Origin of the sequence: Methylorubrum subtropicum (genome assembly GCF_038442325.1) — a bacterium.
Classification (GTDB): domain Bacteria; phylum Pseudomonadota; class Alphaproteobacteria; order Rhizobiales; family Beijerinckiaceae; genus Methylobacterium; species Methylobacterium subtropicum.
Genome location: NZ_JBBXMW010000003.1, coordinates 244,694 through 267,626, shown reverse-complemented (window position 1 = coordinate 267,626; position 22,933 = coordinate 244,694). Strand labels below are relative to the sequence as shown.

Sequence of the window (22,933 nt, the reverse complement as noted above, 5' to 3'; positions counted from 1 at the left end):
AAATGGCCTTCCGCCGACAATCGTCCGAGGCGCGTTTCGGTTTCAGCCGGTCGAGGCGGCCTTGCGGATGCGCTCCACCGCCGCGTCGCGGTCGAAGCCGGGCGACAGCAGTTCGTCGAGGGTGAAGGGGCAGGCCCGCGGCAGGGTGAGGTTGACCCGGCCCTCCTCCGGCTGAAGCTCCGGCGCTTCCGCCGCCTGCACCGCGAGGGTCCAGGCGCCGTCCATGCGCAGCGCGGCCGGGTCCGGCGGAGACTCCCGTAGGGACGCGAGTCCGGTTTCCGCCGCCTGCCGGAAGGTGAGGCTGCGGCCGTCGTCGGAGACCAGGGCAGCCTTGATCAGTTCGGCCAGGATGTCCCTGACGCGCGCGACGCTCTCGTTCATCGGTTCCTCTTTCGCAAAGTCTCGAAGAACACGGGCAAGGGCGATGCCAGGGCGCTCAATACGGTGTGCCGGTGGCGCGCTTGGCTTGGAGCGCCTCGGCGTACCATGTCAGCTCGTCGAGGAATTTTTGGGTGGCCTTGGTCAGCCATTCATCGGTGGGTTCACCGGCCTCGCTGAGCGCCTTGTGGATGCGGGGGATCGGCAGGAGCGAGGGGATGCTCGGCGTGCCGAGTTCGCACAGCATCGCCCGGAGCTGCATCGCCGCGCGCACGCCGCCGTATTGGCCGGCCGAGTAGCAGCAGATTCCGGAGGGGCGCCAGTAATACTCTTCCAAAAAGTGGTCGAGGGTGTTGGAAAGCGCCGGCGGGATCGAGTGGTTGTACTCGGCCGAGACGACGATGAACGCATCCGCGCGGCGGTAGAGATCGGCCAAGTGCTCCAGAGGCGCCGGCGCTTCGCCTTTCGGGTACTCCTTGTACATCCGGTCGAGAAGCGGCAGGTCGAGTTCGGCCGGATCGACCAGCGGCGCGGCGTGGCCCCGCGCCTCGATCTCGCGCACGAGGAAGCGGGCGGCGCGGAGGCCGTTGCGGTCGGAGCGGACCGAGCCGAGGATCACCGGTATCGTCAGGGGCATCGTGTTTCGCCTCGCGGTTCTCGATTTCGAACCGAAAACCTACCCGATCCTGCCCGATCGGTCCCGCGATTCAGGCGGCTTCCGAGCGCGGTCCGGGCCAGCGCGTCGGCTCGGCGGCGGAGGCCTCGAAGGCCGGGATCGCGTCCGCCGGCATCGGCCGGTGGAACAGGTAGCCCTGCATCATGCGGCAGCCGACCGAGCGCAGCAGCAGCATCTGGTCGGCGGTCTCGATGCCCTCCACCACGCAGTCGAGGTCGAGGTGGCGGCACAGGTCGAGGATCGAGCGGACGATGGCGAGCGAGGTCGCGTCCTCGGTGAGGCGGGTGACGAAGCTGCGGTCGATCTTGAGGCGATCGACGGGCAGGCGCTGGAGGTAGCTTAAGGAAGAGTAGCCGGTGCCGAAATCGTCCAGCGCGATCTTGACGCCGAGCGCCTTGAGGGAGGCCAGCGCCCGGTTCGCGTCGCCGAGGTCGCGCATCAGGCCCGATTCGGTCACCTCGAAAACGATGCGGCTCGGATCGATGCCGCTGGCCACCACGATCGCGGTCAGGCCGTCGACGCTCTCGGGGGCGGCGATGTCGTGGGCCGAGAGGTTGAACGAGAGCCGCCGGTCGGGGGACCAGCGGTGCATCGCGTCGAGGGCCTGCGCCAGCATGGCCTTGGTCAGATCGCGGATCAGGCCGCTGCGCTCGGCGACCGGGATGAAGTCGGCGGGCGAGACGGCGCCGAGCGTCGGGCTCTGCCAGCGAGCCAGCGCCTCGTAGGCCTCGACCCGGCCGCTGACGGCGTCCACGATCGGCTGGTAGAGCAGGTGGAACTCGCGGGGCAGATCGGCCCGGCGCAGGGCCTGCTCGATGGCCGCGTCCCGGCGCAAAGCCGCCTCGTGGGCGGGAGCGAAGCACACGGCGGAACCGCGGCGGCAGGTCTTGGCGTGGTAGAGGGCGAAGTCGGCGCGATCCACCAGGGTGTCGGCGTTCGCCGCCGCCTCGGGGAAGCGGGCGAAGCCGACCGAGGCGCCGATCTGGGCCGTGCCCTCCCGCAGCAGGTAGGGCTGACCCAGCAGCCCGCAGATGCGCCGGCCGGCGGCGTCGAGGTCGGCGTCGCCCTCGACGATCAGCCCGAACTCGTCGCCGCCGAGCCGGGCGACCCAGCCGAGCCCCGCGCCTTCGAGGCGCGCGGCGACCTCGCGCAGCACCGCGTCGCCCGCCCCGTGGCCGAGGCTGTCGTTGACCGGCTTGAAGCCGTCGAGGTCGATCATGCCGACGCCGAAGCGCCCACCCGTGGCGGCGGCCCCCGCAACGGCCTCCTCCAGCCGGGCGGTGAAGGCGCGGCGGTTCGGCAGGCCGGTGAGCATGTCGGTGAGCGCGAGGCGACCGTTCTCGGCGGTGAGATCGACCAGATGGCAGAAGTCGCGGTAGGCGAAGCTCTGCATCGCCGTCGAGCCGATCAGGACGAGGACGTAGCTGACCACCGCCATCTGCACCATCGGCTCGCCGATCGCGAGGAAGTAGACGCAGTAGGGCACCGCGATGGTGGTGAGGATGTGCGCCGCGCTGCGCAGATGCGCGAGGCACTGCATGCAGAACATCATCGTGATGGTGAGGAAGAACACCACGTGCATGTCGCTGGCGCTGTTGCCGTAGCCGTAGAGCAGGCTGGCCCAGAACGAGGCACTGAGCCCGAGGATCACGGTGAAGCGGTTGACCATCCGCAGCCGGGCGAAGGCCTGCCGGCCCTGGAGCGGGCGGCGCGCCGCGCGGATCCAGGCGAGAGAGCGCCCGCCGACGGCGAGCAGAAGCACGACAGGCGGCCCGACGACGATCCAGTCCGGCGCCAGCCCGTAATGAGCGTAGGCGAGCCCGACAGCGTTCAGGCCGAGGAAGGCGTAGAGCATCAGGATCTGGCGGGCGAGCGCCTGGAACTGCGCCGCGGCCAGAACCGGATCGTTCTCGCGCACGGCGTAGAGGCCGATGAGGCGGCGGAGCCCCGGGATCAACATCGCACACTCGTGATCGGCACGTCGGATGAACGACTTGAAACTTACATTTCCTAATAAATTCGAACGCCGCTCGCACGCATCCCGCGCATCCCGACCGATGCGGCAAACGAGGAACGCCGCGGTCGAACGGGGTCGTCAGGTTTCGCGCAGCCACTTCCAGACATGCTGCTCCGTCCCCCCACCGCTGACCTGCTGGACCACCCGGCGCTCGCCGCGCCAAGCCTGGGGTGGGACGCCGTAGCGGTTGCGGAAGCTGCGGCTGAGCTGCGACGGACTGCCGAAGCCGAACGTCTCGGCCAACCGGCCCAGCGTTCGGGTCTCCAACGGATCGGCAAGCGCGTCGCGTACCGCGCCCAGGCGCTCGCCCTGCACGAAATGCATCACGCCCCCCTCCGGTTCGAACAGCCGGTAGAGGGTGGCCCGCGACACCCGCATCGCCCCGGCGATGATCTCGGGCGAGAGATCGGCCCGCGTGAGGTTCGCCCGCACGATCATCCGGGCCAGCGCCATCAGGCCGCCGTCGAGTTCACGGCCCTCCAGCACGTCCCCGGCCTGCGAGCCGTCGAGCAGGCGACGCAGGAAGGCGGCGAAGTCGTCGGCGAGCGCCGCGGCCCCGTCGGCGCGCAGGGTCGGCAGGCGGCGGTAGATGTCGAGGAGGCGTGCGGCCAGCAGCCGGTTGCGGTCCGCATCGAAGCGCATGCCGTGCGCTTCGAGGGGCAGCCCGTGCAGGCGAGGGGTGGGTACGACGATGCCGATCGTGTCGGCCCGGTCGAGCCGGCCGTCGAGCAGATGACGGCGGCCGATGAGGGTCACGGTGCCGCGCGGTGCCGTGAGCGGTTTGCCGGCGACGCTGCCGTCGAAGCGGCCGGCGCGGTAGAGCTGGACCAGGTAATGGTCGGGGCCGGCCTCGACGCGCTTGCGGTCCCGCCGGAGCCGCTGGGTCGAGAGTTGGGTGCGGTGGGTGACGAGGTCGCCGACTTGGTAGGCGACGTTGGCGCCGAACGGCAGGGCGGGGCCCGGCACCGTCGGACGGACCTCGTACATAGGCGCCAGGAGGGTGCGCCATCGCTCGAAGGCCTCGTCGGGCGGCAGGCCCGATGTCGTGAGGACGTAGTACGGCAGGCCCTCGTCGGCCGACATGAAGTCCACATCCCGCGGGCCGAAGCGTCCGTGACGGCCGCCGACCGGCACCGATGCTCGGAGCATCGGCCCGAAGGGCTGCCGCCGACTTTCGGAAAAAAGCCGATGCGGCACAAGAACCTACCGCATCGGCTCGGAAGATCGCGATCAATTTTCGGAAAGAAGCCGATGCAAGGCGATCCGCCGCGACCCGATGCCCTCGACAGGCCCTCGTCGGCCGGCAGCGGCGGCACGAACCTGCGCCGAAACGTTCGATGACCCTGCGGCCGACGCGTCGCGGAGGCAGGCGACAGCCCGGACTGCGTGAGGCGCCTCGGCCGAACGGGACGCGTCCGGCCGAGGCGTTTCGCCGGGTTTACGCCAGGAGGAAGTCGGCGTGGGTCAGCACCGCCTTCGTGTCGATGGTGGCGAACTGCACCGCCGCCTTCGCGCCGCTGCCGTCGGAATCGTAGGACAGGGCGCCCGTCGCCTTGTTGTAGAGGATGCGGTCGTCCGCATCGACCATGGCACCCGCCACGCTCAGATCCTTGAACGCGCCCGCCGCGAGCGTCGTCCCGGCCGAGAGGGCGGTGAAGATGCCCTTCGACAGCTGGATCGTGTCGTCCGCGACCGAGAAGTCGGTGATGCGATCGACGTTGCCCGCCCCCAGCATTGTGGCGAACACGAAGGTGTCCTTGCCGGCACCGCCGCTCAGCGTGTCGCCGCCGAGCCCGCCGTCGAGGACGTTGGCCCCGGCATTGCCGGTGATGGTGTTGGAAAATTCGTTGCCGGTGAGCCTGAGGGCCGCCGTGCCGGCGGCGCTGGTGGTGGCCAGGGTGTCGATCTCCTGTCCGGCCGCCAGCGTGTAGGACACGCTCGTGACGACCCGGTCGGCGCCGCCGCCCTTCGCCTCGAAGACCCGGTCGCCCGCGTTGTCGATCACGTAGATGTCGTGGCCCGCCCCGCCGGTCAGCGTGTCGGCTCCGGCGCCGCCGTTGAGGACGTTGGCCCCGGCATTGCCCGTGATGGCGTTGGAAAATTCGTTGCCGGTGAGGTTGAGGCCGGCCGTGCCGGTGGCGACGGTGGTGGCCAGCGACTCGACCTCCTGCCCGGCCGCGAGCGCGTAGGAGACGCTCGCGACGACCCGGTCGGCGCCGCCGCCCTTCGCCTCGAAGACCCGGTCGCCCGCGTGGTCGACGACGTAGGTATCGTTGCCGGTCCCGCCGATCAGCGTGTCGGCCCCGGCGGCACCGTTGAGGATGTTGGCGGCGCCGTTGCCGGTGATCGTGTTCGCCAGCGCGTTGCCGGTGCCGTTGACGGCGATGCCGCCGGTGAGCGTCAGGTTCTCGACGTTGGCCGCCAGCGTGTAACTGACGGAGGCGTGGACGGTGTCGGTGCCGCCATCGGCCGCCTCGACCACGACATCGGCTGCGGTGTCGACGACGTAGGTGTCGTTGCCGCCGAGCCCGGTCATGGTGTCGGCACCGCCCTTGCCGTCGAGGACGTTGGCGGCCCCGTTGCCGCGAAGCGACTGCGCGAACGCGTTGCCGGTGAGGTTCAGGGCGCCGGTCGCCTTGGGCGAGATTTCCAGCCGCTCGATCTCCTGTCCGGCCGCCAGGGCGTAGCCGACCCGCGTCAGGACGAAATCCTGCCCGCCGCCCTTCGCCTCGAAGACGAGATCGCCGGAATCTTCGACGACGTAGGTGTCGTTGCCGGCCTCGCCGTACATCAGGTCCTTGCCCAGGTTGCCGTCGATGTAGTCGTTGCCGGCGCCGCCGCGGATGGTGTTGTTCAGGATGTCGCCGGTGAGACGATCGTTGAACCGGCTGCCGACGAGGTTCTCGATGCTCTGGAGGCGGTCTTTTTCCGCCGGAATCGTCACGATGACATCGGGTGGCGTATAATATTGTCCGCTGTCGGGGTTCAGGACGGGGTCCTGTTTCACCGCGACCGTCTTTGCGGGGACGATCACCTGCCAGCCCTGCAGATCGAGGGAGACGGTCACGCCCACGCTCGCCGAGGCGTAGCTCGCCGTGTCGCTGCCGGCGCCGCCGTCGAGACGGTCGTTGCCCGCCCCCCCGTCGAGCACGTCGTTGCCGAGGCCGCCGAGCATGATGTCGTCGCCGCCCTTGCCGTGGAGCGTGTCGTGGCCGTCACCCACGACGCCGTATCGGGTGTAGTCCTGGTTTCCACCGCCGCCCCTGAGGGTGTCGTCGCCCTCTCCGCCGATGAGCGTATCGTTGCCGGCGTAGCCTTCCAGCGTGTTGGGCGTCTTGTCGTAGGTCGGGTGATCGATCTCGATCGTTCTGCCGACCGAGTCGGCGATATCGAACTTGTGCTGGCCGCTCGTCAGCTGCCGCAGGGTCGCGACGGACGCTTCCAGGTTCGTGGCACCCTTCGGTGCGTAATAGACACTCTCGACCCAATCCTTCTCGACCCGGTCGAACGTATACCCATAGCCGTTTTTTACGTAGAGATTTTTGATGACATCGTAATTCGTGACGGAGCGCTGATAATAAACGCCGTTGGTGCCGGGCACCGGAATCGCGGGGGACAGGCCGGTATCCATATACTTATGGTCCGCCGAACCCGCCTTGCCGATGTTGATTTCAGGCTGCTGAGGCTGCAGAAAAATATGCTTGGAGGGATCCTTGTATTCCAAGGTTATGATGACATCCCCACCAATCAGCCTGGTGTAGAATACCATATTGTTCGAGCCGGGATCTATTGCGATATCGTGGAGATCCTGCTTATAGGTCGAAACGGCTTCGTTCAGTCGATCGATCCCCGCGTTCAGGAGCGTCTTGAACTCGCCGGAGGTCGCCCCCTCTTCGATCTCGCGAATGACGTTGATCCGAGCGGTGAGCGCCGACAGCAGGGCGGGCATGACGAGGCCGGCATCGGCATTGTCCTTTCCGGCGAACTCGATCGCCATGGCGAGCGCCTTGTTCGACTCGGTGATCGCATTGCCCCGATAATCGGCGTTCTTCGGATCGGAGGCGCTCGTCGCCATGTAGAGGCCGAGATTGTCCTTGGCCGACCTGACGAGGGCATCGACCTCGACTTTGTACTTGAGGTTGATCTCCCTCTTGACCTCATCGATGCCCTGAAGCAGCTTCTCACCCTGCTTGGCGATATCGGCCAGTTTCGAATCCATCTCCTTCAAGTAGGCTTCGGTCGGATCTTCCTGCTCGCCGAAGATGGACTTCAACGGACCCGGAATCTCGACGCCGGGGATCAGCCCGATCAAGTTGACGGCCATATTGGCGATGGTCAGCACATCGCCGATATAGCCGAGCGACTTCAACTTGGTGCTTTCACCGGCCATTGTAATTCCCCCACGCGAACAGTCCGGGGGCGTGTTTGCCCAGTTTCCAGCCTGCCGGATAGGGGCGGATGCTACCGACCCGAGCGATTCCCTTGACGCTGCGTCTCATCGCGTCGGTCCGCGGGGTCTCGCCCCGGAACCGACCGACTCGGTGATCGACGGTGCCCGTGCCGAACCCGAAGCCGTGACGGTCGGGACGGTTCTTCGCGCCGCGCGCCGAGCCCGCCCGACACGCGAACGCCGGAGCCCCTCGCGGGGGCCCCGGCGCTGCGGGTCGTCTCTCGATTGCGTGCGGGCCGGCCCGCCCCTACAGGCGATCCCGCGCATCCTTCAGCATAGCGCGAAGATGGCCACCTTCCGGAAAATAGATTTCGTCGTTCACCGACCGCCAGAGCTTGTCCAATTCCTGATCCGACACCGTCTCCTGCACGATATCATTGAGGAAGGCTTTCAACCTAATCCGGTCATCACCCCGGAAATCCCCCAAGTATAAACTGAAATATTTCATCCTCATTCGATCCAAACGTCTCCAGATCTTGGATAAATAAGCTCGTGAACCTTTTAAATTCTCGAGATGGCTGCACCGCATTCTCCATCGTTTCTTCGATAAGCCGGGTGCACCCGGAATCCACCCCGACTTCTCGCATCGTGCAGCAATGAAATCCCGACATGCAAATGCCGGAGCCCCTTGCGGGGCCCCGGCGCTGCGGGTCGACTCGCAAAAAGGTTGAAAACCGGTCAGGCTGACCCTCACGCCGCAGGCCGGCGCCAGCAAGCCGCCGTTACAATCCCCGTCATATCATAACAGCCGGTCTCGCGCGCCCTTGAGCACCATGCGGAGACCATCGGCTGTGAAAAACTGAACTTCGTCGTTCACCGACTTCCAAAGGCCCATCAGCTCATGATCAGACACCGTGTCCTGAGTGGCTAGATCAAGAAAATCCCGCAACCTTGTGCGCTCAACTCCCTTGACGGAGGTCAATACGAACCCATACATCCTCTCATAGTCCGGCAAAAAATCGTCCAAATCTTGGATGAAAAAGCTGGCGAATTTTTCGAATTCGGGGGATGCCTTCATGTCAATCTCCATCATTTCGCGGATACGCTGTGTGCACGCGATATCCGCGCTTACTGCCCGAGTCACGCATAATTAAAATACCCACACCGTATGTATTCCTGAGATAGGGCTCGACACGCCCGTTTGTATATGCCTCACGTCCTATAATATACCCAAATCGATGCTTAATAAAATATCCATCCTCACTTCCCGATAACACGAGATCGACTTTATCGGCATTTTGCTCAAGCGCTCGATTGACTAAATCGTTGGCCACCTCCGGAGAGGCAAAAGAGCCATGGCGCTGGCGTCCATATACATGGAACGGCGTCCATCCTCGACTCGCCTGCACCCGCCCCATCAATTCGGCATCCGTCTTGCCGACGTGGTCGCGGAGGGTGTGTCCCCCACCGCGGCCCTCGTCCTCGGATAGGACCACCGTATAGCGTCGGTCCCCGTCGTCCGCGATCCCGACGAGTTCCGCATCGTCAGGCGCAAAACCCGGATCGAAGCCGGCATCACCGTCGGTCCAGCGACCGCCCTCGCTGCTCCCGGCCGGAACGCGTGGCTGGTTCGGGTCGTAGGCCCGCAGCAGGGCCAAGCACGTCCGGGCCAGAGCCGTCCGGACGGAAAGGGCGGCCAAGTGCCAGCGCGCCCGTTGAAGAATGAACATGGGTGACGACATCGTCGGCCTCCGTCCCACAAATTTGACGGAAGTCCTATATAGGATAAAATTCAAAACAATAATCTGGACGTGTGCCGGGTGTCCGACGCGCGAACGCCGGAGCCCCTTGCGAGGCCCCGGCGCTGCGGGTCGTCTCTCTTATGCGTGTGGGCCGGACGAACCGGCCCGCGATCCGCTTACAGCGAGTAGTACTGCACGAACTCGATCGGGTGCGGGGTCATCTCGTAGCGCAGCACCTCGGTCATCTTGAGTTCGATGAACGAGTCGATCTGGTCGTCCGAGAACACGCCGCCGGCCTTGAGGAAGGCGCGGTCCTTGTCGAGGTTCTGCAGCGCCTCGCGAAGCGAGCCGCACACGGTCGGGATCTTCTTCAGCTCGCGCGGCGGCAGGTCGTAGAGATCCTTGTCCATGGCCGGGCCCGGATCGATCTTGTTGAGGATGCCGTCGATGCCGGCCATCAGCAGCGCCGAGAAGGCGAGGTAGGGGTTGGCCATCGGATCAGGGAAGCGGACCTCGACGCGCTTGGCCTTCGGGTTCGTCGTCCACGGGATGCGGCAGGAGGCCGAGCGGTTGCGGGCCGAGTAGGCCAGCAGCACGGGGGCCTCGTAGCCCGGCACCAGACGCTTGTAGGAGTTGGTGGACGGGTTGGTGAAGGCGTTCAACGCCTTGGCATGCTTGATGATGCCGCCGATGTACCACAGGCATTCCTGGGAGAGGTCGGCGTACTTGTCGCCGGCAAACAGCGGCTTGCCGTTCTTCCAGATCGACTGGTGCACGTGCATGCCCGAGCCGTTGTCGCCGTAGACGGGCTTGGGCATGAAGGTGGCCGACTTGCCGTAGCTTTGCGCCACGTTGTGGATGCAGTACTTGTAGATCTGCATGTGGTCGGCGAGCAGGGTCAGCGTGTCGAACTTCATGCCGAGCTCGTGCTGGGCGGACGCCACCTCGTGGTGGTGCTTCTCGACCTTGACGCCCATCGACTGCATCGCGGCCAGCATCTCGCCGCGCATGTCCTGGGCCGAATCCTGCGGCGGCACCGGGAAGTAGCCGCCCTTAGTCTGGATGCGGTGGCCGAGGTTGCCGCCCTCGTAATCGGTGAAGCCGTTGGTGGGCAGCTCGGTGGAATCGAGCTGAAAACCCGTGTGGTAGGGGTCGGCGCCGAACTTCACGTCGTCGAACACGAAGAACTCGGCCTCGGGGCCGACGAAGATGTCGTCGCCGATGCCGGTCGAGCGCAAGTAAGCCTCGGCGAGCTTGGCCGTGCCGCGCGGATCGCGCGAATAGGGCTCGCCGGTCGAGGGCTCGAGCACGTCGCAGACGATCGACATGGTGGACGCCGAGAAGAACGGGTCCATGCAGGCGGTGACCGGATCGGGCATCAGCAGCATGTCGGACTCGTTGATCGCCTTCCAGCCGGCGATCGAGGAGCCGTCGAACATCGTGCCCTCGGAAAAGATCTCCTCGTCGACGAGGGAGACGTCGAAGGTCACGTGCTGCCACTTCCCGCGCGGGTCGGTGAAGCGGAAGTCGACGTATTTCACGTCGTTGTCCTTGATGGCCTTCAGCACATCAGCGGCCGTTTTCATCGTGTGCGTCTCCTCGGGTCGTCTCGTCAGGCGGACGCGGCCGGATCGGTCGCGTCCGGGCCGGGGCTGATCCCGGCCGGTCGTCGGATCGTTCGGGGGAGGGGGGGTCGTCGCGACAGCCCCGCGCGCGATGGACGCGGCACGGGTCCTGCAAACGGACCCTTCCTCCTCGTGCTCCGGCCGACGGGCGCGGACGTTACTGCCCGCGCCCCGCCGCCGCCACCCGTCCTGAGACAAAAATCTCCGCCCCGGCGGGCGTTTCGCGGAAAAAGTCCGCCCTGAAACCGCCGACAGGGGCGACGCTTTCACGCGGGAACCGGTGGCGCATTTCGCGGCAGGTTGGCACGGCACATGCTAGAGGCCGATCCGAGGCGGACGGGTTTTGACCCGGCGCTTCGGGGTCGGGCGAAAGCCTTCGAGCCAGCCAGGGTATCGGCGCCCGCTTTGCGGCGACGGTCCTGGGCCAAGGCGAGGGCGAACAGGGCGCCGGACTCAGGGGCTGTCAGACGGATTTCGTCGATCAGGAACGAGAGACAGGCAATGACGAAGTACAAGCTCGAGTATATCTGGCTCGACGGCTACACTCCGGTTCCGAATCTGCGCGGCAAGACGCAGATCAAGGAGTTCGACGGCTTCCCGAGCCTCGAGCAGCTCCCGCTCTGGGGCTTCGACGGCTCCTCGACGATGCAGGCCGAGGGCTCCTCGTCCGATTGCGTGCTCAAGCCGATCCGCCACTTCGTCGATCCGTCCCGCTCGAACGGCGTGCTGGTGCTGTGCGAAGTGATGATGCCCGACGGCAAGACCCCGCACCCGTCGAACAAGCGCGCCACCGTGCTGGACGATGCCGGCGCGTGGTTCGGCTTCGAGCAGGAGTACTTCCTCTACAAGAACGGCCGCCCGCTCGGCTTCCCCGAGACCGGCTACCCGGCCCCGCAGGGCCCGTACTATTGCGGCGTCGGCGCCTCGAACGTCGGCCCGGTCGCGCGCAAGATCGTCGAGGAGCACCTCGACCTGTGCCTGGCCGCCGGCATCAACCACGAGGGCATCAACGCCGAAGTGGCCAAGGGCCAGTGGGAATTCCAGATCTTCGGCAAGGGCTCCAAGAAGGCCGCCGACGAGATGTGGATGGCCCGCTACCTGCTCCAGCGCCTGTGCGAGACCTACGAGATCGACATCGAGTACCACTGCAAGCCGCTCGGCGACACCGACTGGAACGGCTCGGGCATGCACTGCAACTTCTCGACGACGTTCATGCGCGAGACCGGCGGCAAGGAGTACTTCGAGGCCATGATGGCCCAGTTCGAGAAGAACCTCGACGACCACATCGCCGTCTACGGCCCGGACAACCACATGCGGCTCACCGGCAAGCACGAGACCGCCCCGTGGAACAAGTTCTCCTACGGCGTGGCCGACCGCGGCGCCTCGGTGCGCGTGCCCCACTCCTTCGTGAACAACAACTACAAGGGATACCTTGAGGACCGCCGCCCGAACTCCATGGGCGACCCCTACCAGATCGCTAGCCAAGTGCTGAAGACGATCTCCGAGGTTCCGCTCCCGGGCGAAGCCGCAGAGAAGGCCGTCGCGTAAGGGTCTACGAGGCCGAAGCTTTTTCGAGCCGATGAGAACCGCCCCGCCGCAAGGCGGGGGCGGTTTCTTTTTGTCTGCCATGCGGAGCGCCGGAACCACCCCCTCTCCCCGCACGCGGGGAGAGGGTCGCGACGACCCCGTCGTCGTCGCGACAAGCGGCAGCGGGGGTGAGGGGGCCTCTACGGAAGAGGCTGACCTTGAACCGCCCCCTCACCTTCGCCTGCCGGCTCGCTTCATGCCCCGACGAGGGGGCATGAAGCCCTCTCCCCGCGTGCGGGGAGAGGGGCGGCGGTAGCCGCTACACCCCGAAGATCGACCACCCGGTGCGCTTCACCAGCATCTCCAGGGCGATGCGCCCGAGATGCGAGTTGCCCGCCGCATCGAGCCCCGGCGACCAGACGCAGATCGAGGCCTTCCCCGGCGCCACCGCCAGAATCCCCCCGCCGACGCCGCTCTTGCCCGGCAGGCCGACCCGGTAGGCGAAGTCGCCCGAGCCGTCGTAATGGCCGCAGGTGAGCATGATGGCGTTGATGCGCCGCGCCCGCTCGGCCGAGATCACCGAGTGGCCGGCCAGCGGATGCAGGCCGGAATAGGCCAGGAACAGCCCGGCGGTGGCGAGCTGGCGGCAGGTCATCGCGATGGCGCAGTGGTGGAAGTAGACGCCGAGCGTGTAGTCGACCGGGTTTTCCAGCACGCCGAACGAGCGCATGTAGTTGGCGAGCGCCGCATTCCGAAAGCCCGTGCGCTTCTCCGAGGCCGCCACGGTCTCGTCGATGGCGATGCCGCTGTCCTGCGCCAGGAACTGCATGAAGCGCAGAATCTCGCCCAGCGCTTCCCGCGGCTGGTGGCCCGACAGGATCACGTCGGTGACCGCGATGGCGCCCGCATTGATGAAGGGATTGCGCGGGATGCCCTGCTCGCGCTCCAGCTGGACGATGGAGTTGAACGGGCTGCCCGAGGGCTCGCGCCCGACCTTGCGCCACAGCCGGTCGCCGACCATGCCGAGCGCCAGCGTGAGGGTGAAGACCTTGGAAATGCTCTGGATCGAGAAGGGGACGTCGGCCTCGCCGCCGGCCGCGACGCGCCCCTCGCGGTCGATCACCGCGAGGCCGAATTGGCCGGCATCGACGCGGGCGAGTTCGGGGATGTAGCTCGCCACCGCGCCGCGGTCGGGCCGCGCCCGCATCTCGTCGGCGATCTCTTTGACGATGGTATCGAGATCGGGCACGGGCACGCTCGCTGAGGCACGCGCCTGATCCAGGCGCGCGAACGCCCGTTCACGAAGCGCGCCAAGTCGTGTGTCGGAGGAGCGAAACGCTCAGATCGCGTCGGCGCCGGTCTCGCCGGTGCGGATGCGGATCGCTTCCTCGATGGTCGAGACGAAGATCTTGCCGTCGCCGATGCGGCCGGTCTGGGCCGACTTGCGGATCGCCTCGACCGCGCCCTCGACGAGGGCGTCGGACAGCACGATCTCCAGCTTCACCTTGGGCAGGAAGTCCACGACGTATTCCGCGCCGCGATACAGCTCGGTATGGCCCTTCTGCCGGCCGAAGCCCTTCGCCTCGATGACGGTGATGCCCTGGAGGCCGACCTCTTGGAGCGCCTCCTTCACCTCGTCGAGCTTGAACGGCTTGATGATCGCCTCGATCTTCTTCATCCCGGCTCGGTCCGATGCGCGCGTCGTCGATATGTTGCCTCATATCTACCATCGCACTCGCGGGACCGCCACGGCGATTTGCGTTGCCGACCCATGAAGCTGCGCATCGCGCAGGCATTGTCTGCGGAATGTGCAGGCAATCGCGCCGGTTTAGATCATTTTTTAGGCAGAGAGTGAGCGCCACGGATGCATGAGCCGGCCCACCCCCCGAAATCGGCCCTGCGGCTGCTCACCGTCGAGGCGATGCGACGGGTGGATGCGGCGGCGATCGAGGCCGGAACGCCGGGCCTTACCTTGATGCAAAGGGCCGGCGCGGCGGTCGCCGAGCGGGCGCTGGCGCTCGGGTCGGAGCGGATTCTGGTCCTATGCGGGCCGGGCAACAACGGCGGCGACGGCTTCGTAGCCGCCCGCCTGCTGGCGGAGGCGGGCCGCGCGGTCGAGCTGCGGCTTTTGGGGAACCGCGACGCCCTCGCGGGTGACGCCGGCCTCGCGGCGGCCGAGTGGACCGGCCCGGTCGGTTCCGCCGAGGCGACGCTGCCCGATTGCGACCTCATTGTCGACGCGCTGTTCGGCGCCGGCCTGTCGCGCGATCTCGACGGCCCCGCCCGCGCCCTGGTCGAGGCGGTGAACGCGTCCGGCCGTCCCGTCCTGTCCGTGGACGTGCCGAGCGGGCTCGACGGCGATACCGGCCGGGTGCGCGGCGTCGCGGTGCAGGCGCGCGAGACCGTCACCTTCGTGGCGCTCAAGCCCGGCCACCTGCTCCAGCCCGGCCGGTCGCTCTGCGGCGCGATCACGCTGGCCGACATCGGCACCGGCCCCGCGGCGCTCGCCGACGGGTTGGAGGGCGCACCTCACCTGTTCCGCAACGCGCCGGGGCTGTGGACGCTGCCCGCGCTCACGGCTTCGAGCCACAAATACACCCGCGGCCACGCCCTCGTCCTGTCGGGCCCGGCCTACAAGACCGGTGCGGCGCGGCTCGCCGCCCGCGGGGCGCTGCGGGTCGGGGCCGGCCTCGTCACCGTCGCCTCGCCGGCCTCCGCATTGCCGGAGAATGCCGCGCATCTCACCGCGATCATGCTGCGGCCTTGCGAGAGCGCCGACGACCTCGACGACATCCTCGTCGATGATCGCCTCAACGCCCTGCTGCTCGGCCCCGGCCTCGGCACCGGCCCGGCCACCTGCGAGTTCGTCGCGGTGGCGGCCTCGGCCGGCCGCGCCCTGGTGCTCGATGCCGACGCGCTGACGAGCTTTCGCAGCGAGGTGCGGACCTTGGCGCGCCACCTCCGCGACGGCGAGGCAGGGGCCGTGCTGACTCCGCACGAGGGCGAGTTCGCCCGGCTGTTCTCGGGCACCGAGGCCGTCGCCGAGGGTCTTTCCAAGTCCGGGCGCGCCGCCCGCGCGGCGGAACTCGCCGGCGCCGTGGTGGTGCTGAAGGGCGCCGACACCGTCATCGCCGCCCCCGACGGGCGCATCGCGATCAACGACCACGGCTCGCCCCATCTCGGCACCGCCGGCTCGGGCGACGTGCTCGGCGGGCTGATCTGCGGGTTGCTGGCGCAGGGGATGGACCCGTTCGAGGCGGCCTGCGCCGCGGTGTGGCTCCACGGTGATGCCGGGCTCCGCCACGGGCCGGGGCTGATCGCCGAGGATATCCCGGAGCTGATGCCGGCGGTGTTGCGCGACCTCGCCTGAGCGCCACGCGAGCCCTGCTGAGCGTTGCGCGAAGCCTTGAGGGTGACGCCCGGCACGCACCGTCGCGTGAAGGCCGAACCGATGCGGACACGGGCCGAAGAATTGCTCTAAGGAACCGGTGGGGCCGGCGGCGCCCCGCGGGGGCCCTTTCGCGTTGCATCACGCCACCGGACTCATCTCGATCATCGCGCTGGGGCTGGTCTGCGCCTTCGTCGGCGGCATGGCGGCGCAGCGGCTGCGGCTGCCGCCGCTGGTCGGCTACCTCGTGGCCGGCATCGCCATCGGCCCGTTCACGCCGGGCTTCGTGGGTGATGCCGAACTCGCGGCGCAACTCGCCGAACTCGGCGTGATCCTGCTGATGTTCGGCGTCGGCCTGCACTTCTCGCTCAAGGACCTGATGGCGGTGCGCGCCATCGCGCTGCCGGGCGCGGTGGTGCAGATCGCCGCCGCCACCGCCATGGGGGCGGGGCTCGCCGCCGCCTTCGGCTGGTCGCTCGGGGCCGGCATCGTGTTCGGGCTTGCGCTGTCGGTCGCCAGCACCGTGGTGCTGCTGCGGGCGCTGGAGGGGCGGGGCCTGCTCGACAGCGACAAGGGCCGCATCGCGGTCGGCTGGCTCATCGTCGAGGACCTCGCCATGGTGCTGGCGCTGGTGCTGCTGCCCGCGCTCGCCCCCTCGCTCGGCGGCGCGGCGCCGAAGGGCGATCCCGCCCCCCACTACGGCATCGGCGTGACGCTGGCGCTGACGCTCGCCAAGGTCGGCGTGTTCATGGCCGTGATGCTGATCGGCGGGCGGCGGCTCATTCCCTACCTGATGGGGCTCGCCGCGCGCACCGGCTCGCGCGAGCTGTTCACGCTGGCGGTGCTCGCCTCCGCGGTCGGCATCGCCTTCGCCTCCTCCGAGCTGTTCGGCGTGTCCTTCGCGCTCGGCGCCTTCTTCGCCGGCATGGTGCTCGCCGAATCCGACCTCAGCCATCAGGCCGCCGCCGATTCCCTGCCGCTGCAGGACGCGTTCGCGGTGCTGTTCTTCGTCTCGGTCGGGATGCTGTTTGATCCCGGCATCCTGATCCGCGAGCCGCTCTCGGTGCTGGGCGTGCTCGGCGTCATCGTCGTCGGCAAGTCGCTGGCCGCCATCGCCATCGTGCTGGCCTTCGGGCATCCGGTCGGCACCGCGCTCACCATCGCGGCGAGCCTGGCGCAGATCGGCGAGTTCTCGTTCATCCTGGCGGGGCTCGGCATCGCGCTCAAACTCCTGCCCGAGCCCGGCCGCGACCTCATCCTCGGCGGCGCGCTCCTGTCGATCACCCTCAACCCGCTGTTCTTCGCGCTCGCCGAACGCGCCTCCGCGTGGCTCGGCGAACGGCCGGACTGGCGCCGCCGGCTGGAGCGCCGCCGCGCCGCCGCCCTGCCGATCCGCGTCGGCGAGCCGGGGATGCGCGGCCATGCCGTGCTCGTCGGCTACGGCCGGGTCGGCAGCGCGATCGCTAAGGCGCTCGCCGACTGGAGCCTGCCCTACGTCGTGATCGAGCGCGACCGCCGCCGGGTCGAGGAGCTGCGCTCGGACGGCGTGCCGGCCGTGTTCGGCGACGCCGCCGCGCCGGGCATCCTGGAGGCCGCCGACATCGCCTCCGCCCATCTCCTCGTGGTCGCGACGCCCGATTCGCACCAGGGCCGGCGCCTGCTCGCCAAGGCGCGGGCGGCCAATCCCGGCATCGACAGCGTGGTCCGCACCCACAGCGACGCCGAGCGCCGCCGCCTGGAAGAGGACGGCGTCGGCCTCGTCCTCATGGCCGAACGCGAGCTGGCGCTCGGGATGATGACCTACGCGCTGCGCAGCCTCGGCGTGCGCGAGGGCGACGCCCGCCTGTTCGTGGACACCAGCCGCACCGAGAGCCAGGTCGCGCCCTCGACCGAGCCGGAGCAACCGGCCCCGGAGCTGCGCCAGCGTCGGGACGAGGGGGAGTAGGGGGGCGGCCTTCGGACCGCTCATCCCCCCGCATCCCATCCAACCCCCTCATCCTGAGGTGCGGAGCGAAGCGGAGCCTCGAAGGAGGGCTCCAGGGATCGCGCGCTACACTGGAGCCCTCCTTCGAGGCCTACACTGCGCTTCGGCACCTCAGGATGAGGTGGAGGGTGGGATCAGGATGAGAGGGGTCGGATGGGACGAACCACGGCCCGTCAGGGCTGGCGGCACTCCATCGCGGCGGCGGCCTGGGTCACGCTGAGCGCGCGGCGGCGCGTCTCCAGCGGGACGGCGGGGTCGTCCGACACCGCGGTGGCCTCGCGCCGGAGCGTCGCGTCGCAGGCACACGAGCTGTAGCCGGCGGTGTCGTAGCAAGTGTCGTGATGCATGCAGGCGGTATCGAGCGCGTCGATGGGGGCGATGCCCGCGCCGCGGTTGCCCTTGCCGCAATAATTGCCGTGGAATAGCGCGCGCCCGGTCAGCACGTTGCCGAGTTCGCCCTTCGGCGGCGCGGGCGCCTCGGTGCGCCCGCTCGGATTGAGTTCGTTGGCCGGCCCGCCCGACCGCGCGCCGGAGGCCCGCAGGGATTTCGGGATGCCGGAGCGCTCGTCCGGCTCGTTGAGCGCCGAGCCGGCGCGCCCGTTCGGGTCGGCGAGGTCGGGCAGCGGGGGCGGGGGGCCGGGCGGGGTGTCGTCCTCGGTCGCCGGCACCTCCTCGACGACGGCCGGGGCCGGAGCGGTCTGAGCGAGGGCCGCCTGCGGCAGCACGAGGAGCGAGAGGGCGAAGAGGAGGGCGGGACGCACGGCGAGGCTCCGGTGGCGGCCTCCTCAACGCGAAGCTTCATCCCACCGTTCCGGCCTACGATAATGCAACGCTTTGCCGGTCTCGCGACTTTGTGGACGGTTCTTTCCTCTGTTCGTCGGAGCCCCCCATGCCGGTTCGTCTCGTGCTGTCCGCCGCCCTCCTCACCGGCCTCGCCTCGGCCGCTTTCGCCGGGCCGATGTCGGCGGACGACAAGGCTTTGCTGCAGCAGCAATGCATGGGCGACTTCACCACCCACTGCGCCGGCCTGCCCCCCGAGGACGGCCCGGAGACCCAGGCCTGCTTCGAGAAGAACATGGCCAAACTCTCGCCCGGCTGCCAGAACGCGATCCAGAGCTACAAGCAGGGCCGGAAGGGCTGAGGCGCATCGCTTAAGCGCGCCCATCGAGGCGCATCGGCGAGCCGCGCATCCCCTCTCCCCGCGTGCGGGGAGAGGGCTTTGCCGACCCCGTCGTCTGCAAAGCGAGGCGGCAGCCGAGGTGTGAGGGGGCGGCTCGGAAGTAGCTCTTTCCGTCGAGTCCCCCTCACCGCCGCTCCGGCTCCGCCTCCGCTTCCTGTCTGCACGACAAGGTGCAGACAGGCCTCTCCCCGCGTGCGGGGAGAGGGGACACGCGGCTGAATCCGATGCGATCAATCGGAAAGCGCGTCACACCCCATCCAACCGCGTCACCAGCACCGCCAGCTCGCTCTGCCGGTGAATCCCGAGCTTCGAATAGATTGCCTTGAGCTGGGTCCGCACCGTGCTCTCGCCGACCGCGAGCGTGCTGGCGGCCTCGCGCGGGCTCGCGCCGCGGCCGACCAGGGCGGCGACGCGGGCCTCCGCCGCGGTGAGGCCCAGCGGCTCCAGCAGCGGTTCGACGGCGCGGGCGGAGGGGGCGAGAAGGTCGCGCACCAGCAGGATCAGGCCGTTGACGCCGTTTCCGGTCCACGTGCTGGTCCAGGCGCAATCGGAGGCGCCGCCGGGCAGCGGCAGCGCCTCGACGAAGAGCGGGCGCCCGCCGCCCTTGCGCCGCAGCAGGATCGAGGTCTTTCGCGGCACGCCGGGGCCGGGTAGGTACTCGGCCAGAAAGCGCCCGAGCCGGTCGCGGTCGGCGGGCTCTGCCGCTTCCGGCACGCGGCCGGTGCGCAGGACGAGATAGCCCGCCACCAGCGTCTCGGCCGCCGCGTTGACGCTGCGCACGCAGCCGGCCCGGTCGAGGGCGACGATGCCGGCCCGCATCCGGTCGAGCGCCGCGCCGAGGTCGCCCGCCTCGCGCCGCCCCTCGCCCAGGATGCTCGTCAGCTTGAACGCCCGCGTGGCGTGCGGGCCCAGCAGCCGCATCCGGTCGAGTTCGAACCCCTCGAACGGCCCCCGCACGGCGTCCCGCGGGGCGCTGAAGGACAGGCCGGTGCCGTCGATCGGATCGGTGTCGAGGCAGCCCGCGAGGTTGTCGAGGCCGTGGCCGGCAAAGAAGTCCTGGATGAACGGATCGTGCCGCTTCGTCTCGGCCGGAAAATACATCTCGTCGCAGACCACCGAGCCGGCGGCGAGGCCGAGCGCGTTGGCCCGCGCGATGCGCGTATCGAACCGCCACCAGCCGCCGGTGCCGTAATCGCGGTCGACCGCTTCCAGGCTCTCAGAGTGCAGCGTCAGCGGGGTCCGCCGCGGATCGTGCGAGACGATCAACCCGCCCCGCCCCCCGACCGCCCGCGCGATCCCGTCGAGCGCCGCCGGCCACAGGGCCGGATCGAGCGCAGCGGCGTAGCACGCATCGATCAGGGCGGGCGCGTCGAAATGGGGCATGGGTCGGCACGTCTCGGTTCAACCCGAACCCGAGTCGCACGATTCGCGCGTGGCGTCTGTTTCCGCAGCGCAACGTCCGGTGGATGGTTTTTCGTGATTCGGGTCGAGTGCGGCGAATAGAGTCGAGGACTGCAATCGCGACTTATCAATTGATAGAAACGGGCGCCGCGGTCGAGCCGCGTCTCCCACCCGACCCCCTCATCCTGAGGTGCTGCGTGAGCAGCCTCGAAGGAGGGCTCCAGGGATCGCAGGGCTTTCTGGAGCCCTCCTTCGAGGCTCCGCTGCGCGGAGCACCTCAGGATGAGGGGGAGGGTGGGAGAGAGGCCAGTCGGCGCCTCACCCCTCGATGCGCGAAAAGTCCGCGACTTCGCGGGTGGCGGCGCGCAGCGCATTGAGGAGGAGCAGGCGGTTCTCGCGCAGAGCCGGGTCGTCGGCGTTGACCGTGACTTTCTCGAAGAACGCATCCACCGGCGCCCGCAGCCGCGACAGCGCCCGCATCGCACCCGAAAAGTCCTCCGCCGCGACAGCAGCCGACGCCTCGGCCCGGGCGGCGTCCAGCGCCTCGGCCAGCGCCCGCTCCTCGGGCTGGCCGGACGCCGCGCGGGCGGCGTCGGGGGCGGCGTCGTAGGCGCGGCCGTCCTTCTTCTCCTCGATGCGCAGGATGTTGGCCGCGCGCTTGTAGCCCGCCAGCAGGTTTTTTCCGTCATCGGTGCCGAGGAACGCGCCCAGCGCCTCGACCCGGCGGACAACCAGCAAAAGATCGTCCTGGCCGGGGAGGGCGAAGACGGCGTCGATCAGGTCGTGGCGGGCACCTTGGTCGCGGAGGTAGACCTTGAGGCGGTCGGCAAAAAACGACAGCAACTTTCCTTCGCTAGTGAAAATTCTAACGAAATCATCGACTGAGTTTCTGGCAGTCGCGACCTCAATTCTATCCTTGATAGCATTGATATTATCTATAAAATGCGCAGCATTGCCGCCAGATCGACCTAAAATCTCAGCGGCCTGCCTTTCGGCCAGATCATCTGATCTCTGCGCGTAATTATTCCAGAGCAGATCCCCAACGCGGAGCTTGATGCTGTTTTCAATAATCAGCCGGATCACCCCCAACGCCGCCCGCCGCAGCGCAAACGGGTCCTTGCTCCCCGTCGGCTTCTCGTCGATCGCCCAAAAACCCACCAGCGTGTCGAGCTTGTCGGCGAGCGCCACCGCGATCGAGACTGGATCAGTCGGCACCCGGTCGGAGGGGCCGACCGGCTTGTAATGCTCCTCAATGGCCGCGGCGACGCTCTCGGGCTTACCTTGGAGCGACGCGTACTTACGCCCCATCAGGCCTTGCAGCTCGGGAAACTCACCGACCATCTCGGTGACAAGGTCAGCTTTAGCGAGCTTAGCAGCTTGTTCGGCGAGCGCCGGCTCGGCGCCGACCAGCGGGGCGATCTCTTTGGCGAGCGCCGCGATGCGGGCGATCCGCTCGCCCTGCGTGCCGAGCTTTTCGTGGAAGACGATGGTGTCGAGCTTCGGCAGCCGATCTTCCAACTTCGTTGCCTTGTCGGTCTCCCAGAAGAATTTTGCGTCCGAGAGCCGGGCGCGCACCACGCGCTCGTTGCCCGCGGTGATGGCCGCGCCGCCGTCCGAGGCGACGAGGTTCGAGACCAGCAGGAAGGCCGGGGCCAGTTCGTCCGAGCCACTCTTGCGCAGCACGAAACACTTTTGGTTGGCCCGGATCGTCGCCCGGATGGCTTCCGCCGGAATCTCCAAAAAACGCTCGTCGAACGAGCCCATCAGCACCACCGGCCACTCCACGAGCCCGGCCACCTCTTCGAGCAGGCCGTCATCCTCTACGAGGTCGAGGCCGCGGGCGAAGGCGAGGTCGCGGGCGTCGTGCAGGATGATGTCCTTGCGCCGGTCCGCATCGAGGATGACGTGGGCGCGTTCCAGGGCCTGGACGTAATCGTCGAAGCGGCGCACCTCGAACGGCTCGGGCGCCAGGAAGCGGTGGCCCCGCGTCGTGGTGCCCGCCGCGATGCCGTCGACCGAGAACGGCACGACTTCCGGGTTCTCGGTCTCGGGCCCGAAGGTGGCGACGATCGATTGCAGCGGACGCACCCAGCGTAAAGATCCGGGTTGGGCGGAGGCCGCGCCCCAGCGCATCGATTTCGGCCACGGAAAACTTTTTACGATGCCGGGCAGGATCTCGGCCAGCACGTCCAGCGTCTCGCGGCCGGGCCGCTCGATCACCGCGAGGTAGAACTCGCCCTTCTTCGGATCGGTGATCGTGGTCGCCTGATCGAGGCTGGTGAGCCCGGCCCCCTTCAGGAAGCCCTGAACCGCGGCGTCCGGCGCGCCGACGCGGGGGCCCCGCCGCTCCTCCCGCACCGCCTCGCCGCGGGCGGGCAGGCCGGCGACGTGCAGCGCGAGGCGCCGGGGCGTGGCGAAGGCCTTGGCGCCCTCGTAGAGGAAGCCGCGCTCCACCAGCGCATCGGTGACGAGCTTCCTCAGATCCTCGGCCGCACGCCGCTGCATGCGCGCGGGGATTTCTTCGGAGAGGAGTTCGAGGAGAAGGTCAGGCATGCGCGCGGGAATAGCGGCCCGCTCGGGCCGCGTCGAGACGGGAGTGTTTGGAACCGACCACCGTCATTCCGG

The 22,933-nt window shown here is 68.2% G+C and carries 18 protein-coding genes; 4 read left to right on the top strand and 14 right to left on the bottom strand.

The genetic code is table 11. From position 1 onward, the window contains the following. Positions 1-42 precede the first annotated feature (42 nt). The 9 genes from AAHG03_RS06160 to glnA form a co-directional block, all read right to left on the bottom strand. On the bottom strand, positions 43-381 hold the full coding sequence (locus AAHG03_RS06160) for a hypothetical protein (RefSeq protein WP_342149515.1): 339 nt from the start codon (positions 379-381) through the stop codon (positions 43-45). A 55-nt stretch (positions 382-436) separates the two neighbouring features. Next, on the bottom strand, positions 437-1,015 hold the full coding sequence (locus AAHG03_RS06155; protein ID WP_342149513.1) for an NADPH-dependent FMN reductase: 579 nt from the start codon (positions 1,013-1,015) through the stop codon (positions 437-439). Between the two features lie 70 nt (positions 1,016-1,085). Beyond that, complete coding sequence (locus tag AAHG03_RS06150; protein WP_342149511.1) at positions 1,086-3,014, bottom strand: putative bifunctional diguanylate cyclase/phosphodiesterase; 1,929 nt, start codon at positions 3,012-3,014, stop codon at positions 1,086-1,088. Between the two features lie 135 nt (positions 3,015-3,149). Next, on the bottom strand, positions 3,150-4,154 hold the full coding sequence (locus AAHG03_RS06145) for a helix-turn-helix domain-containing protein (protein WP_342149509.1): 1,005 nt from the start codon (positions 4,152-4,154) through the stop codon (positions 3,150-3,152). A 355-nt stretch (positions 4,155-4,509) separates the two neighbouring features. Further along, positions 4,510-7,461, bottom strand: coding sequence for a hypothetical protein (locus AAHG03_RS06140; protein ID WP_342149507.1), 2,952 nt, complete (start codon positions 7,459-7,461; stop codon positions 4,510-4,512). 307 nt (positions 7,462-7,768) lie between these two features. Continuing rightward, entirely contained in the window at positions 7,769-7,969 is a 201-nt protein-coding gene (locus AAHG03_RS06135) for a hypothetical protein (RefSeq protein WP_342149506.1), read from the bottom strand. A 291-nt stretch (positions 7,970-8,260) separates the two neighbouring features. Continuing rightward, entirely contained in the window at positions 8,261-8,539 is a 279-nt protein-coding gene (locus tag AAHG03_RS06130) for a hypothetical protein (protein ID WP_342149505.1), read from the bottom strand. Position 8,540: 1 nt separating this feature from the next. Further along, positions 8,541-9,191: an RNase A-like domain-containing protein gene (locus AAHG03_RS06125; RefSeq protein ID WP_342149504.1), complete on the bottom strand. Its 651-nt coding sequence runs from the start codon at positions 9,189-9,191 to the stop codon at positions 8,541-8,543. 188 nt (positions 9,192-9,379) lie between these two features. Beyond that, positions 9,380-10,789, bottom strand: coding sequence for a type I glutamate--ammonia ligase (gene glnA, locus AAHG03_RS06120; protein ID WP_091949368.1), 1,410 nt, complete (start codon positions 10,787-10,789; stop codon positions 9,380-9,382). 540 nt (positions 10,790-11,329) lie between these two features. Between glnA and AAHG03_RS06115 the strand changes: the two genes are divergently transcribed. Beyond that, the gene (locus tag AAHG03_RS06115) at positions 11,330-12,376 is read left to right on the top strand and encodes a glutamine synthetase beta-grasp domain-containing protein (protein ID WP_342149503.1); all 1,047 of its coding nucleotides are present in this window, start codon (positions 11,330-11,332) and stop codon (positions 12,374-12,376) included. A gap of 298 nt (positions 12,377-12,674) precedes the next feature. Here the strand turns inward: AAHG03_RS06115 and AAHG03_RS06110 are convergent, their stop codons facing one another. Then, complete coding sequence (locus AAHG03_RS06110) at positions 12,675-13,604, bottom strand: glutaminase (protein ID WP_342149501.1); 930 nt, start codon at positions 13,602-13,604, stop codon at positions 12,675-12,677. A gap of 90 nt (positions 13,605-13,694) precedes the next feature. Then, on the bottom strand, positions 13,695-14,033 hold the full coding sequence (locus AAHG03_RS06105) for a P-II family nitrogen regulator (RefSeq protein WP_056243001.1): 339 nt from the start codon (positions 14,031-14,033) through the stop codon (positions 13,695-13,697). A 186-nt stretch (positions 14,034-14,219) separates the two neighbouring features. On the opposite strand from AAHG03_RS06105, the gene AAHG03_RS06100 reads away from it, so the two are divergent. Together AAHG03_RS06100 and AAHG03_RS06095 are read left to right on the top strand one after the other, a co-directional pair. Continuing rightward, positions 14,220-15,725, top strand: a complete 1,506-nt coding sequence (locus AAHG03_RS06100) for an NAD(P)H-hydrate dehydratase (RefSeq protein ID WP_342149500.1) — start codon at positions 14,220-14,222, stop codon at positions 15,723-15,725. A 154-nt stretch (positions 15,726-15,879) separates the two neighbouring features. After that, positions 15,880-17,688: a cation:proton antiporter domain-containing protein gene (locus AAHG03_RS06095; protein ID WP_342149498.1), complete on the top strand. Its 1,809-nt coding sequence runs from the start codon at positions 15,880-15,882 to the stop codon at positions 17,686-17,688. Positions 17,689-17,900: 212 nt separating this feature from the next. On the opposite strand, the gene AAHG03_RS06090 is transcribed toward AAHG03_RS06095, so the two are convergent. After that, a complete protein-coding gene (locus AAHG03_RS06090; protein ID WP_342149497.1) occupies positions 17,901-18,488 on the bottom strand; it encodes a phospholipase A2 family protein in 588 nt (195 codons plus the stop codon). 128 nt (positions 18,489-18,616) lie between these two features. On the opposite strand from AAHG03_RS06090, the gene AAHG03_RS06085 reads away from it, so the two are divergent. Beyond that, a complete protein-coding gene (locus tag AAHG03_RS06085) occupies positions 18,617-18,868 on the top strand; it encodes a hypothetical protein (RefSeq protein ID WP_342149495.1) in 252 nt (83 codons plus the stop codon). Positions 18,869-19,153: 285 nt separating this feature from the next. Here AAHG03_RS06085 and AAHG03_RS06080 read toward each other — a convergent pair whose 3' ends face one another. Next, positions 19,154-20,290 (bottom strand): helix-turn-helix transcriptional regulator, encoded by a 1,137-nt coding sequence (locus tag AAHG03_RS06080; protein ID WP_342149494.1) that lies wholly within the window; start codon positions 20,288-20,290, stop codon positions 19,154-19,156. A gap of 336 nt (positions 20,291-20,626) precedes the next feature. Further along, a complete protein-coding gene (gene glyS, locus AAHG03_RS06075) occupies positions 20,627-22,861 on the bottom strand; it encodes a glycine--tRNA ligase subunit beta (protein ID WP_342149492.1) in 2,235 nt (744 codons plus the stop codon). Between the last annotated feature and the right edge of the window lie 72 nt (positions 22,862-22,933).